Here is a 14,008-nt window from a genome sequence, read left to right on the forward strand (position 1 = left end):
GGTCCCGCAACGAACCGCGGGGCCGCGCCGCCACTCTTGCGGTTGCTCAGTTCGCCGACTGCCACGCCGCTCGCTGCTGCTCGAAGGCGGCGCGATCCCGGCGGACGGTCTCCACGAGGTCGTCCAGCCCGCGCCGCAGGGCCTCGGCCTCGGCCTCGTCGTACAGGCGGGCCGCCAGGTCCCAGTCCCGCCGCGCCGTGGCGATGTCCGCGCAGTTGTCCTTGGCCGCGGCGATGAGGAAGCCCTCGTCGACGTCGGTGGCGATGCCGAGCGCGGTGGTCTGGGCCTCCCACGCCTCGTCGAGGCGGCCGACGTGCATGAGGGCCACACCGAGCGAGACGAGCGTCGTCGCCACGGCGTCCAGATCATGCAGCGCACGCATCTCGTCGCCGATGGCGCGGAACTCGCCGATCGCGAACTCCGGGGTGATGGCGCCCTCGCCCAGCCTGAGATTCGTCTCCCGGAAATGTGCCCTGGCCGTCTCCCACCGGGCCGCGTTCGGGCGGCAGCGCTCGATCGCCTCGGTGACCTTCGGCAGCTCGTCCAGCAGGCGGCGGTTGCGCGCGATCCGGAGCACCTCTTCGTACTGTTGCAGGGCGGTCCACCACTTCCCGCTGCCTTCGAGGCACGCCGCCCAGATGGCGTAGTACCGGACGTTGTGCGGTGTCTCGATCAACCGGTCGAACATGCGGTGGCCGTACTGGAGGTCCTCGTCGCGCTCCGGGTCGGGGTGGGCCGCGAGCATGATCAGTTCTGCGGTGCGGAGCAGCCCGAAGTAGTCCCCGCGCTGGCGTTGATCGGCGAACGCCTGGCGTGCGGGGAGCTCGGCCGCGCCGCGATCGCCCCTGATCAGCAGGCACCGGGACCGGAACGCCAGCGCGCTGTTGCGGATCGTCCAGAGCTCGAGCGCGGCCGCCTCGGCCTCCGCCGCGGCGGCCAGGCGCAGCGCCCCGTCCGTGTCGCCCGCGTGGAGTGCGAGATGGGCGCGGACGACATCCCACCGCAGTCTCGTCTCGGCCGGCAGGTCCGGCGGAAGGTCACCGGGGAACTGGGCCGCGAGCTGTTCGATCCGGGGCCAGTCCGCCCTGTCGGCCAGGCCGATCTCGTGCTCGCAGGTCGCGACGGCCAACCGCGCGGCCGGCGCGTCGGCCCCCGCGGCCAGCGCCGCCGCCAGACCGAGGCCGAACAGCTCCCGGCCGCGGACGTCACCCGACGTGAGCAGGTACGGCTCGGCGAGGGCGACCACCTGATGCGCGTTGGTGAACTGTTCGTAGCCGACCATCCAGCGGGTCACGGAGATGACGCGCGGCATCTGGATGCGGAACCAGACGTGGGTGCCGGCCACTGTTCCCGGCCTGACGTCCTCGTCCTCGTCGTCGGCCACGTTGAAACGCGTGGCGTCAGCGAACATCGACATGCGCCGGACGGCCAGTGCGAATCCGTTCACGTAGGCGATGAGGGCCCGGTTGATCGTGGCGGTGTCCTCCTCCGCGTCCAGCCGGTCGATCGCGAAGGCGCGAACCAGGACGTGCAGCCGGTACGACGAGAAGCCGAACGGTGAGTGCATGACCAGCTGGGCTTCGACGAGCTCGTCGAGGAGCGGCTCGCACGCGCCGGCTTCGAGCTCGGCGGCCGGAGCGGCGATCTCGGCGTTGAAGTCCGTCGAGCCGACGCAACCCAATCGCCGGAAGAGCCGGGCCAGGTCCGGCGGCAGCGTCGCGTAGCTGAGGGCGAGCGAGGCCCGGACTTCGAGATCACCGACCGCGGCGACGAGGAGCCGGCTCTGCTCCTCCTTCAGCGACTGGGCGAGGACCCCGGCCGCATCATGGGGACGGCGGCGCAGGAGGCCCGCACAGATGCGGATCGCGAGCGGCAGGCCACCGCACGGCTCCAGCAGCGCGGCCAGCGAAGCGTCGTCCGTTCGGTCCGGGGCCAACCGGCAGAGCAGGTGCAGGCCGTCGTCGTCGTCCATCGGCAGTACCGGGACCACGTGCGCTCCCTCGACAGCGTCGAGCGGGCGGCGGCCGGTCACGAGCATCGCGCTGACCGGGCCGGTCGGCACCAGACACCGGACCTGGCGCTCGTCGGTGGCGTTGTCGAGGACGATCAGGAGGCGCTTGCCGGTCACCAGGGAGCGGTACAACGCCAGCATCGCCTGCTCGCCGGCGTCCGGGGGAGGCGGCGCCTCCAGCGAGATGAGCACCTGCCGGAGCAGCACCTCGACCGGCACCGGCGTCGCGCCGTCGGTCAGCTTCACGAAGAGCTGACCGTCGGGGAAATGCTGCTTGACCTGATGCGCCGCGGCGAGCGCGAGGGCCGACTTTCCCACACCGCCCATCCCGTACAGTGCCACGACCGCGACACCGCCCGCGGTCAGCCGCTCGTGGAGTGCCGCCAGCTCGCCGTCCCGGCCGGTGAAGTCGCTCGTGCTGCCGGGAAGCTGCTGGAACTGCGGGCCGTGATCCTGCAGCGAGCGGACGATGACCGCCCCGCCGTCCGCGGTCACGAGCGGCGCCTCATCCCGGGACGGGGTCTCCGCCCGAGCCGGGCGGACCGCGACCGCGGCCAGACCGGCGGCCGCGAGGAGCAGCACGGCGGTCGAGGCGATGAACCAGTACCGGTGCGCCGCGACCGCGCTCTGCGGTACGAGCGCCGACAGCAGGTTGGTGTTGAAGGCGACCGCCGCGTTCAGCAGCGCCGCCAGCCCGGAGGCGATGGCGGCACCCTGCCAGGCCGCCGGCCGTCGCCTTGGGCTCATGCCGATATGGTCCCAGTGCCGACGGACGCTGCCCACCCGCGTGCGGTCGATTCCGGCACCTTCCCCGGCAGGGCGACCCGTCCGATCGGCTGTCGTCCGATCGGTACGATGCGCGATCGTGCACTGGCCGGCGGGCTGCCCGGCCGAGAGCGCGCGGGACCGCCCGCGCCGGTACCCCGGCGCGGGCGGCTCGGAAGGAGTTACACGCAGTCCTGCGCGCGGGCGACGTACAGGCCGTGGTTCAGGAAGGCCAGGAACACGTCCCTGGTCCCGTCGTCGAGGACGACCTGGGCGGCCGCCTTCACGTTCGGCCCGCCGGCGGACATGGCCTGGTTCACGGCGACCCGCAGGTCGATGGTCCAGGAGGTCAGCCAGCCGGACTTGAGGTACGTGCGGAGGTTCTCTGGCGTGCCGTCGAGGGCCGTCTGCAGGCGGCCCGGCAGCGTCGTCAGTTTCTCGGCCTTGGCCTCGGCCTGCAGCTGGTTGGCCAGCAGCCGCACCTCAAGGTCCGAGGCGGTGTCGAGGTCGATGGTGATGAGCGAGCGGAAATCGGCGAACAGCTTGAGGTTGCCGGCGTCCGCCGCGCGGGCGAGATAGCGGCCGTCGTTCTGGAAAGCCAGGAAGGCTTCGACGGTACCGTCATCAAGCACGATCTGCGCCGCCGCCTTGACGTTGGGGCCGCCGGCCGACATGGTCTGGTTCACCGCGACCCGCAGGTCGATGCGCCAGGAGGTCTGCCAGCCGGACTTGAGGTACGTGCGGAGGTTCTCGGGCGTGCCGTCGAGGGCCGTCTGGAAGCGGCCCGGCGAGGTGGTGAGCTTCTCCGCCCTGGCCTCGGCCTGCAGCTGGTTGGCCAGCAGCCGGACCTCGGTGTCGGAGGCGGTGTCGAGGTCGATGGTGATGCGGTCGCGGAAGTCCGCGTACACGAACACGGTGGGACAGGTGGTGGCCGCGTTCACCGCGGGCGGGGCCGCTGCCGCCGAGGCGGGCGGGGCCAGGAAAGCCAGGGTCAGGACGACGCCGGCCGGGATCTTCCATCGCATGTGATCGTCTCCCCGTTCGTTCACGAGTGCGATTGCCGCCGCGAAGCATACAAGCCCGTCGACGGATGCGACGACCGGAAAAGATCCCGGACCGGGCGGTCACGCCGGTTCGACGGGCAGCCACAGTTCGCAGGTCGCGGTGCTGAAGTCGTCGGCGCGTTCCAGGATCGCGACGATCGACGGGCACGGCCGCAGCCGCCACGGGTTGGACGGGAACCACTCCGTCGCGGTCGCCGCCCACGCCTGCTGCAGGGTCTGCGGGAACGGCCCGGCGGTGCGGAAGACCGCCCACCGGCCGGCCGGCACCTCGATGGCGTCGAGGTCGTCCGGGGCCGGCGTGCCCGCGGCGACGGCCACCCCGTGCAGGTACGTGAGTTCGGTGCCCTCAGCCGCGTCCTGGTCGACGTCGTCGCTGACCTGCAGCAGCCCGGCCGGTTCGGTGCCGCTGAGCGCCTTCAGCCGGGCGTGCACCTCGGCCGGCAGGGCGGCGACGAACCGCTGGATGTGCGGGTTGATGCCGTGGTGGATCAGCGGCACGCGGGTCGCGTGCCCGACGAGCCGGAACGCGGGCCGGTCGGCGATGCGGGTGTCCATGGGGATGCTCCCTTCGACGGTCAGGCGGAACCTGATCTGCGGTTGTGTGCGAAGGGGGCCTCCGTCGCGGCGCACCTCACCCGGCCCGGCGCCGTGCACCGCCCGGAACGCGCGGCCGAACGCCTCGGTGGAGCCGTACCCGTGCCGGACCGCGATGCTGAGCAGGTCGTCCTGCCCGCGCACGACGTCCGCCGCCGCCACGGTCATCCGCCGCCGGCGCACATACTCCGACAGCGGCATGCCCGCGAGCGAGGAGAACATCCGGCGCAGGTGGTACTCCGTCGTGCCCGCCGCCTTGGCCAGCGCGGCCACGTCGAGCTCCGTGGCGGTCTGCTCCGGGACGAGCTGCTTCTCGACCAGATCGGCGAGCCGGTTGAGTGCCGAGATCATGAGGCCCTCCCTTCACGGACAAGCCTCGCCGAGCACCGGCACCTCGCGCCCGATCGCCGTGGTCCGATCCGATCAGGCGCCGGTCGTGACGGTACGCCCGTTGATGTGCTGAAATCCCTCCCGGATCAGCTCGCGGAGCACCTCGACGTCGACGTCGGCGAGCCGCTTGATGTAGAGGCAGGCCCGCCCGGTCGAGTGCGGCCCGAGGCGTTGCAACTGTTCGGCGTACCGCTCGTACCCGTCGGACAGGTACAGCGTCAACGCCTGCTTGCGCGGCGACAGCCCCACCGCCGGCCAGTCCGCCTCACGGCCGGTGGCGTAGCGGTAGTGGTACTGCCCGAAGCCCACGATGCTCGGCCCCCACATCGCGGGCTCCAGCCCCGTCACCTCACGCATGAGCGCGCAGACCGCCTCGGCGTCGGCCCGCCGCCTCGGGTCGGCCACGCCCGCGAGAAACTCGGTCACGCTCGCATCGGTCCTGGTCGTCTTCGGCTCGCTCGCCATGCCGACCAGGGTAGACCCCGCGCGGTTGCCATTGGCGTCTATCGCGTTCCCTCGTTCGACCTGATGTTGAACGATCGGTGGGTGGCGCGCCGCAGCACGGGTGGTGGGGCCGTCAGCGGAGCATCAGCCAGGAGATGAGGTCGAACGGCGGATCGGGCGGCGCCGACCGCCAGGCCCGCGCCAGGGCGGCGACGTCCGGGCCGGCCGTCCACCAGCGTTCCGGGTCGGCCGGCATCGCCGCGTTCAGGAGTTGCAGCAGCCGCTCGGGCGGCAGGTCGGCGACCTCGGGCGGTGCCGTGCGGGCCTCGCCCTTCCATCGGTTGCAAGGGCCGAGATTGCGGCCGCCGTCCAGTAACGCCGAGGCGGCGTCGGCCGGCAGGTCGAGGCCCGCGGCGACGGCGGCCGGCACCCACTGCGGGCGCCACGCGATCGGGCCTCGCTCGCCGAGCAGGGCCAGGAACCGGCGCACGGTTGCGGTGTCGCCCCAGCCGCCGAGTGGCACGCGTTCGACGACCTGGTACCGGTCGTGGGCCGGCATGGTTCCGGCCACGATGATGCGGTCGCAGGACAGGCCGATCGTGCTCATGATGCCCTCGGCGAGGTCGGCCGGGCAGCCGAGGTCCACGGCGGGATCCGGCGCCTCCTCGCCTTCCAGGACGACGGTGACCACCGTCAGGCCGGCCGTGTCGTCGGCGAGGCCGGCGTCGGCGATGGCGAGCAGCAACGCGGCGAGGGCGGCCCGTTCGGGCTCCGGTGTCGTGGCCAGGCCGGCGCGCAGGGCGACGGCGCCGAGCCCCGGCAGCACCTGCGTCCAGCCGGGCACGCGGAAGCCTGACTTGCGCCAGTGCCGCTGCTGCGCGGTCCCGGGGTTGCGCAGCGCGGCCGGAAGGGTGGCCAGGTAGCTGATCGTGCCGTAGCCGCTGCTCGCGCGCGGGTCCTCGATGAGCTGCTCGCGAAACCGGCGGTTCTGCGCGACGAGCCGGAAGAGGCCGTTGCGGATGTGGTGGTCGTGGGCGTGCACGGACACCGCGGCGGGCGCCGGTTCGCCTGGCAGCGCCGCGAATCCCGCGTCCAGGGCGGCCACCCGATCCAGGTACGGGCCGAACGCCGCGTACCCGGCGGGGGAGCGCAGCGGCTCGAGGCGGCGGAGGGCCCTCCGCCGGGCCGCGTCCGGCTCGGCCGCCGCGTGTGCGGTCACCGCGTCGACCTCGGCGTCGAGGGCGGCGGCGACACCGGGCACGGACAGGGCGAGCGCGAGCAGGTTCGGATGCAGCTCCCCGCCACGGTCGGCGCCGAACGTGTGGCTGCCCATCAAGGTGAGGCACTCGCGCGGGAACGGGTCGCGGAACGCGGGATGTGCGGCCAGCGCGGTGAGCGTCCGCCGCCCCGGTCGCGGGTCGTCGAACCAGGCCGCGAGGTCGAAAAACTGAGCCCCCGGGTACTCCACGGGAATCCGTTCGGCCGCCAGCAGGTCCCACACATCGAGGTCCGACACCGTCGGGGCGTACCCCTGCACCGGCACACCGTCGGCGCGCAGGCGGTCCGCGAGGTGCTCGACCAGCCGGAGCAGCGGGGCGGACCGGCGCCGCGAGTGACCCGCCCGGGACCGGAGCAGCCGGGTCAGTCGCCAGGCCGGCTCGCCGTGCGCGAAGGCGCGCAGACGGTGCGCAGGGCGGTCCATGATCCGGCACAGTAGCGGCCGCCCGCCTGGAGGGGCGCAGCGAGGAGGGGGCTGGTTCCGCTAGAAAGGCAGGGTGCAGTTTCCCTTGACGGCGCGGCGGCGGGACGCGGTGCGAGCGTTGCTCGGCAACCAGGCGACGGTGGTCGGCGAGGAGCCGATCGGGCACCTGGCTGCGCCGGTGACGCGGCTGACGTTCGATCGGGAGGTGGAAGGCGTCGGCCGGACCGTGGTCGTCAAGACGCGGCGGGTCGAGGGTGACGGGCACGGCGGGCCCGCCTACCTGCGGCGGGAGGAGGCGGCGCTGCGCGCGGTCGCTCACCTCGGGGTCGCGCCGCGGTTGATTGCGGCAGACCAGGACGTGGGAGTCGTGGTCACCGCCGACCTCGGGAGCTGGCCGACGCTGGAGGCCCTGCTGCTCGGCGACGACGCCGACGCCGCCGCTCAGGCCCTGATCGCGTTCGGGACGACCGTCGGGCGGCTGCACGCGGGGACGAGCAGCCAGGTCGGCGTGAAGCTGCCCTGGCCCGGTGCGGAGCGGTGGCAGGACGTCGAGGCCGCCTGCGCGAACCTGGGCCTGCCCGATGCACGAGACGCGGCCGGGGACGCGGCGTTCGTTGCCGCGCAGTTCGCCGAGCCCGGGCCGTTCGGGGTGCTCGCGCACAACGATCTCAACCCGGGCAACGCCATCGTCACGCCCGGCGGGGTGCGGCTGGTGGACTTCGAGGGGGCGGACCACGGGCACCTCGGGTTCGACGCGTCCTTCCTGCACTTCCCGTTCCCCACGTACAGCGCGCACTGGGCGACCCTCCCGCCGAGCGTCGTGCGCGCGGCCGATCGGGCGTACCGCGGCGAGCTGGAGGGTGAGGGCCTCGACCAGGCGATCGTGGTGGGAGCGGCGGCGGCGCTCGCGGTGCGGGTACAACGGCTGCAATTGCTGGCGTCCGGCGATCAGCCCGCGGCGATCCGGTGGCGGCGGCGGGCGCAGCTCGTGCAGCAGATCGGGGTGTTCACCCGGCTCGCCGCCGAGGCCGGGGCGCTGCCTCGCTTGGCCGGGTGGTTCGAGCGGCTCGCCGCGGCGATGGCGGCGCGCTGGCCGGACGCGACCGACCCGGCGCCCGCCGTGTTCCCGGCGTTCCAGCGCCGATGAGCGGGCTGAGTTGGTACCGTCGGATCGATGTTCACGGAACTGATGGACCACACCGCGCAGGGTTTCGATGTGCTCGGGGCCCTGGTGCTCGTGGTCGGGCTGGTGTGGTCGGCGGTGCTGGCCGCGGGAGCCTGGCGCCGCGGGGGCGGGCGGCGGGCGTATCAGGCGCTGCGCGAGTCGTTCGGCGGGGTGCTGCTGCTGAGCCTGGAGGTGCTGGTCGCGGCGGATCTCATCCGGACCGTGGCGGTTGCGCCGACCATCACCAATGTCGCGGTACTCGGCCTCATCGTGCTCATCCGGACGTTCCTGAGCTTCTCGCTGCAGATCGAGATCGACGGGGCGCCGCCCTGGCGACGGGCGCTGACGAGCGGCGCCACCGTCGTCGCCAGAGCGGCGCGGTCATCCCGGGAGGGTGAGCGTTAGTCGAGCAGGGTGTAGACGTTCCAGCCCGAGCCGATCTGGAGCGCCTCATCCCAGGAGGTGCCGGCGATCGCGGTCACGCCGGCCTTGTGCGGGTAGGCCTTCAGCAGGCCGTTGCCCGACGTGGTGCGGCCGATGAGCTCCGGCAGGCCGTCCTTGTTGAGGTCGCCGGTCAGCACCGCGTCGTAGACGTTCCAGCCGGAGCCGATCTGCAACGCCTCGTCCCACGAGGTGCCGGCGATCGCGGTCACGCCGGCCTTGTGCGGGTACGCCTTCAGCAGCCCGTTGCCCGCGGTCGTGATCCCCAGCAACTCCGGGAACCCGTCGCCGTTCAGGTCGGACAGCGCGACGATCGAGTACACGTTCCACCCCGAGCCGATCTGCACCGCCGTGTCCCAGGAGGTGCCCTGGATCGCCGTCACGCCGGCCTTGTGCGGATAGGCCATCAAAGCCCCCGCGGTGGTACGGCCGAGCAGCTCCGGCAGGCCGTCCTTGTTGAGATCCGCCACGAACACCTGGTCGTACACGTTCCAGCCCGAGCCGATCTGGTACGGGGCATCCCACGACGTACCCGCGATCGCGGTCACGCCGTGCTTGTGCGGGTACACCATCAGGGTGCCGTTGCCGGTCGGGTTGATCCCCAGAATCTCTGGCAGGCCGTCCTTGTCCAGATCCGCGAAGATGAACTGGTTGTAGACGTTCCAGCCGGAGCCGATCTGCACCGCCGTGTCCCACGACGTGCCGGCGATCGCCGACGTGTCCTTGTGCGGGTACGCCATCAGCGCGCCCGCGCTCGTCCGGCCGATCAGCTCGGGGCGGCCGTCGCCGTTGAGGTCCGCGAGCTGGCGGCCCGGCTGGGCGGTCGGGCCGGTCGGGTCGTCGACGATCTTCTTGTAGCGGCGCGGGACGTAGTCGGAGACCGGGTGGCTGCCGAACTTGTCGTCGCTGAAGGACATGCCGGTGTACTTCACGATCGGCGTACCACCGAAGCTGTAGAACCAGAAATGCGTGTGCGCCGTGTCTTCCCAGCCGCCGAAGATGATGACGTGGTCGGAGGACTCGTCCGAGTGGCGGACCACGTCGTCGAGGATGTCACCCGGCAGCAGCTGGGCGCGGGTGATGGACACCGTCAGGTCGCTGTCCATCAGGCCCGTCGTGTTCGGGTCGCTGCCCAGGTGCCAGGCCATGTCGACATAGCCGGAACAGTCCGTCCGGTACTGCCGGGAGTGCGTGCCGTCCCAGGTCTTGTCGTCCTGGTCGTAGGTCATGTCCGAGTCGTTGCGGCGGTTGTACCAGTTGGTGGCGCGGGCGATGACCTCGGAACGGGTGATCTGACCGTCGATGCTGCTGGCCGCGGCGGCCGGCGAGACGTCGAGGGTGGTCGCGACGGCGACGGCGCCGAAGCTCGCCATGACCACAGTGGTCAGCGACGCGAGCACACGCGTGATTTTCACATTGTCTCCCTTCGATGGGGAGACGATCACCGGGGCCGCTGCAGATTCGCTGCAGGTCCGCTGCAGGCCCGAAATCCGGAGGCGCGCGGGCGCGCCGGGTGGGCATACTGCGGCGGTGCTGCTGACCATCACCACGACCGCGACCCCGGCCACCGACCTCGGATTCCTGCTGCACAAGCATCCGGGCAAGGTGCAGGAGTTCGACGTGACGGTCGGGCGGGCGCACGTGTTCTATCCAGAAGCAACAGATCGCGTTTGTACCGCCGTGCTGCTGGTCGAGGTCGATCCGGTCGAGCTGGTCCGGGGCCGGCGGCCGGGCGGGGCCGACGGGTTCTCGCTGGCGCAGTACGTCAACGACCGTCCGTACGCGGCGTCGTCGATGCTCGCCGTCGCCATCTCCCGGGTGTTCCGCAGCGCCATGGCCGGCCGGTGCGCCGCGCGGCCCGAGCTGCCCGACCGGCCGCTGCCGCTGGACATCCACGTCCCGGCGCTGCCGTGCGCGGGCGGGGCCGAGATCGCGGTGCGGCTGTTCGCCCCGCTCGGCTGGCAGGTGCGGGCGACGCCGCTGCCGCTCGATCCGGCGGTACCCGACTGGGGCGACTCCCGCTACGTCGACCTGCGCCTCACCGGGGAGCTGCGGCTCGCCGACGCCCTGAACCACCTCTACGTCCTGCTGCCGGTGCTGGACAACGCCAAGCACTACTGGATCGGCATCGACGAGGTCGAGAAGCTGATCCGGGCCGGCGAGGGCTGGCTCGGCACCCACCCCGACCGGGAGCTCATCACCCGCCGGTACCTCGCCCACCGCCGCGAGCTGGTGGCCACCGCCGTCGGTCGCCTCACCGAACTCGACGACCGGGTGCCGGAGGAGCCGGACGACGAGCCCGCCCCGCGGCCGCTGCCCCTCGTCCAGCAGCGGATCGCGGCCGTGCTCGCCGCCCTCGGCGAGGCCGGCGCGGCCCGGGTCGTCGACCTCGGCTGCGGCGAGGGCGCGCTGATCCGGGCGCTGCTGGCCGAGCCGGCGTTCCGCGAGGTGCTCGGGGTCGACGTGTCGCACCGCGCGCTGGAGATCGCGGCCCGGCGGCTGCGGCTGGAGCGACTGGGGGAGCGGCAGCGGGAGCGGGTGCGGCTGGTGCAGTCGTCGCTGACGTACCGGGACGAGCGGATCGCCGGGTTCGACGCGGCGGTGCTCATGGAGGTCGTCGAGCACGTCGACCCGCCCCGCCTGCCGGCGCTGGAGCGCGCCGTGTTCGGCGCGGCGCGACCGTCCACTGTGGTCGTCACGACGCCCAACGTGGAGTACAACATCCGCTTCGAAGGTTTGCAGGCCGGCGCCATGCGCCACCGCGACCACCGGTTCGAGTGGACCCGGGGCGAGTTCCGCGCGTGGGCCGGCGGGGTGGCCGCCGCGCACGGCTACCGGGTGCGGTATGTGCCCGTCGGGCCCGACGACCCCGAGGTCGGCCCGCCCACCCAGATGGCCGTGTTCGCGTTGGAGGCGTCGTGACTTCGCTTGCCGTTCCACAGCTGAGCCTCGTCGTGCTCGTCGGCGCGTCCGGCTCGGGCAAGTCGACGTTCGCCCGCCGGCACTTCGGCCCGTACGAGGTGATCTCCAGCGACTTCTGCCGGGGCCTCGTCGCCGACGACGAGAACGGCCAGGCGGCCACCACGGACGCGTTCGACGTGCTGCACTACATCGCCGGCAAGCGGCTGGCCGCGGGCCGGCTCACCGTCGTCGACGCGACCAACGTGCAGCCCGACGCCCGCCGCAAGCTCGTCGAGCTGGCCCGGGCGCACGACGTGCTGCCGGTCGCGATCGTGCTCGACCTGCCCGAGAAGCTCTGCCTCGAACGCAATGAAACCCGCGCCGACCGTACGTTCGGTGCGCACGTCATCCGCCGCCAGCGCGACCAGCTGCGCCGTTCCCTGCGCGGGCTGGCCCGGGAGGGATTCCGCAAGACGCACATCCTGGCCAGCCCCGAGGAGGTCGACGCCGCGCAGATCGTGCGGGAGCGGCTGCTCAACGACTTCCGGCACGAGACCGGCCCGTTCGACGTCATCGGCGACATCCACGGCTGCCGGGCCGAGCTGGAGGCGCTGCTCGACCGGCTCGGGTACGCGATCGCCCGCGATGACGCCGGCCGCCCCGTCGACGCCGCCCACCCGGACGGGCGCAAGGTCGTGTTCCTCGGCGACCTCGTCGACCGCGGCCCCGACTCGCCCGGCGTGCTGCGCCTGGCGATGGGCATGGTCGCCGCCGGGCACGCCCTCGCGGTGCCCGGCAACCACGAGAACAAGCTGGTCCGGGCGCTGTCCGGGCGCAACGTGCAGGTCACCCACGGCCTGGCCGAGACCCTCGAACAGCTCGCCGGGGAGAGCGACGAGTTCCGCAAGCAGGCCGAGGTGTTCGCCCGCGACCTGGTCTCGCACCTGGTCCTCGACGGCGGCCGGCTCGTCGTCGCGCACGCGGGACTCAAGGAGGCCTACCACGGCCGCGCTTCGGGCCGGGTGCGCAGCTTCGCGCTCTACGGCGACACCACCGGCGAGACCGACGAGTTCGGGCTGCCGGTGCGCTACCCGTGGGCACAGGACTACCGCGGCCGGGCGATGGTGTTGTACGGCCACACGCCCGTCCCGCAGCCGGAATGGGTCAACAACACCATGTGCCTGGACACCGGGTGCGTGTTCGGCGGCAGTCTCACGGCGCTGCGGTACCCCACGAAGGAAATCGTGGCGGTGCCGGCCTCGCAGGTCTGGTACACCCCGGTCCGGCCGTTGGAGTCGGCTCCCCCGCCCCGGGCCGATGACGGCCTCGACATCACCGACGTGCTGGGCAAGCGGATCGTGGAGACGCGCCACCACGGGCGGTTGACGGTCGGGGAGGAGCAGGCGGCCGGTGCGCTGGAGGTGATGAGCCGGTTCGCGCTGGACCCGGCGCGGCTGCCGTACCTGCCGCCGACGATGGCTCCGTGCGCCACCTCGTCGCTTCCGGACCTCCTGGAGCACCCGCTGGAGGCGTTCGCGGCGTACCGTGCCGACGGCATCGCGGAGGTCATCTGCGAGGAGAAGCACATGGGCTCGCGGGCCGTCGTGCTCGTCGATGCCGTTGCGGGTGGCGCCGTGTACACGCGGACCGGCCGGCCGTTCTTCGACGCGTCGCGCACCGAGCAGTTGCTGGACCGCGTCCGTTCATCCGTGACCGCGGCCGGATTGTGGGACCTTGCCGGTGACCGGTTGCTGCTCGACTGCGAACTGCTGCCATGGTCGGCGAAGGCTTCGGAGCTGCTGCGGACGCAGTACGCCGCCGTCGGGGCCGCCGCCCGCGCGACGCTCTCGGCCGCCGTGCAGGTCCTGGCGGCGGCCGGCCCTTCTCCGCTGCTGGAGCGCACCCGGGCACGGGCCGCGAACGCGGAGGCCTTCACCGAGGCGTACCGGCGCTACTGCTGGCCGACCGACGGCCTCGACGGGGTGCGGCTGGCACCGTTCCAGCTGCTCGCCGGTACTTCGGTGACATTTCACGATCGGGACCACGGCTGGCACCTGGCGATCGCCGACCGGCTCGCCGAGGCGGCGCCGGACCTGATCCGGACCACCCGGCGGCTGCGCGTCGACACCACCGACCCGGAGTCCGTCGCGGCCGGGGTCGCCTGGTGGGAGGAGCTGACCGCGGCCGGCGGCGAGGGCATGGTGGTCAAGCCGTACGCCAACCTGGTGCACACCGACCGCGGCCTGGCCCAGCCCGGGATCAAGGTGCGCGGCCGCGAGTACCTGCGGATCATCTATGGCCCCGACTACACCGAACCGGCCAACCTCGACCGGCTGCGCCAGCGCAACCTGGGCCGGAAGCGGTCGCTGGCGCTGCGGGAGTACGCGCTGGGCCTCGAGGCCCTCGAACGCGCCGCCGCGGGCGAACCGCTGTGGCGCGTCCACGAGGCGGTCTTCGCCGTGCTGGCCCTGGAGTCGGAGCCGGTCGACCCGCGGCTGTAGCAATTCCTCTCAGGTGCCTTGCCCGCCTGC

10 protein-coding genes are annotated in these 14,008 nt (G+C 72.6%); 4 read left to right on the forward strand and 6 right to left on the reverse strand.

Going from position 1 to position 14,008, the window contains the following annotated elements:
- Window positions 1–46: 46 nt before the first annotated feature.
- From ACQP00_RS25095 to ACQP00_RS25115, 5 genes are all read right to left on the reverse strand, one after another.
- Window positions 47–2,758 carry an NB-ARC domain-containing protein gene (locus ACQP00_RS25095; RefSeq protein ID WP_433223046.1) on the reverse strand — a complete coding sequence of 904 codons (2,712 nt, stop codon included), beginning with the start codon at window positions 2,756–2,758 and terminating at the stop codon, window positions 47–49.
- 200 nt (window positions 2,759–2,958) lie between these two features.
- Complete coding sequence (locus ACQP00_RS25100; protein WP_433223048.1) at window positions 2,959–3,801, reverse strand: ALF repeat-containing protein; 843 nt, start codon at window positions 3,799–3,801, stop codon at window positions 2,959–2,961.
- Between the two features lie 99 nt (window positions 3,802–3,900).
- Complete coding sequence (locus ACQP00_RS25105) at window positions 3,901–4,785, reverse strand: AraC family transcriptional regulator (RefSeq protein WP_433223050.1); 885 nt, start codon at window positions 4,783–4,785, stop codon at window positions 3,901–3,903.
- A 72-nt stretch (window positions 4,786–4,857) separates the two neighbouring features.
- Window positions 4,858–5,289: a DUF1801 domain-containing protein gene (locus ACQP00_RS25110; RefSeq protein ID WP_433223052.1), complete on the reverse strand. Its 432-nt coding sequence runs from the start codon at window positions 5,287–5,289 to the stop codon at window positions 4,858–4,860.
- Window positions 5,290–5,401: 112 nt separating this feature from the next.
- Window positions 5,402–6,970, reverse strand: coding sequence for a hypothetical protein (locus ACQP00_RS25115; protein WP_433223054.1), 1,569 nt, complete (start codon window positions 6,968–6,970; stop codon window positions 5,402–5,404).
- Between the two features lie 73 nt (window positions 6,971–7,043).
- On the opposite strand from ACQP00_RS25115, the gene ACQP00_RS25120 reads away from it, so the two are divergent.
- Together ACQP00_RS25120 and ACQP00_RS25125 are read left to right on the forward strand one after the other, a co-directional pair.
- Window positions 7,044–8,117, forward strand: a complete 1,074-nt coding sequence (locus ACQP00_RS25120; protein ID WP_433223056.1) for a hypothetical protein — start codon at window positions 7,044–7,046, stop codon at window positions 8,115–8,117.
- Window positions 8,118–8,144: 27 nt separating this feature from the next.
- Entirely contained in the window at window positions 8,145–8,540 is a 396-nt protein-coding gene (locus ACQP00_RS25125) for a DUF1622 domain-containing protein (RefSeq protein ID WP_433223058.1), read from the forward strand.
- Here ACQP00_RS25125 and ACQP00_RS25130 read toward each other — a convergent pair.
- The gene (locus tag ACQP00_RS25130; RefSeq protein ID WP_433223060.1) at window positions 8,537–9,991 is read right to left on the reverse strand and encodes an FG-GAP repeat domain-containing protein; all 1,455 of its coding nucleotides are present in this window, start codon (window positions 9,989–9,991) and stop codon (window positions 8,537–8,539) included. The two genes, ACQP00_RS25125 and ACQP00_RS25130, sit on opposite strands and share 4 nt — an antisense overlap.
- A gap of 115 nt (window positions 9,992–10,106) precedes the next feature.
- On the opposite strand from ACQP00_RS25130, the gene ACQP00_RS25135 reads away from it, so the two are divergent.
- Together ACQP00_RS25135 and ACQP00_RS25140 are read left to right on the forward strand one after the other, a co-directional pair.
- The gene (locus ACQP00_RS25135; RefSeq protein ID WP_433223062.1) at window positions 10,107–11,498 is read left to right on the forward strand and encodes a 3' terminal RNA ribose 2'-O-methyltransferase Hen1; all 1,392 of its coding nucleotides are present in this window, start codon (window positions 10,107–10,109) and stop codon (window positions 11,496–11,498) included.
- Complete coding sequence (locus tag ACQP00_RS25140) at window positions 11,495–13,978, forward strand: polynucleotide kinase-phosphatase (RefSeq protein ID WP_433223064.1); 2,484 nt, start codon at window positions 11,495–11,497, stop codon at window positions 13,976–13,978. The genes ACQP00_RS25135 and ACQP00_RS25140 overlap by 4 nt, the downstream gene beginning before the upstream one ends.
- Window positions 13,979–14,008: the final 30 nt, after the last annotated feature.

This window comes from Dactylosporangium sp. CS-047395 (assembly GCF_050942185.1).
Lineage (GTDB): Bacteria > Actinomycetota > Actinomycetes > Mycobacteriales > Micromonosporaceae > Dactylosporangium.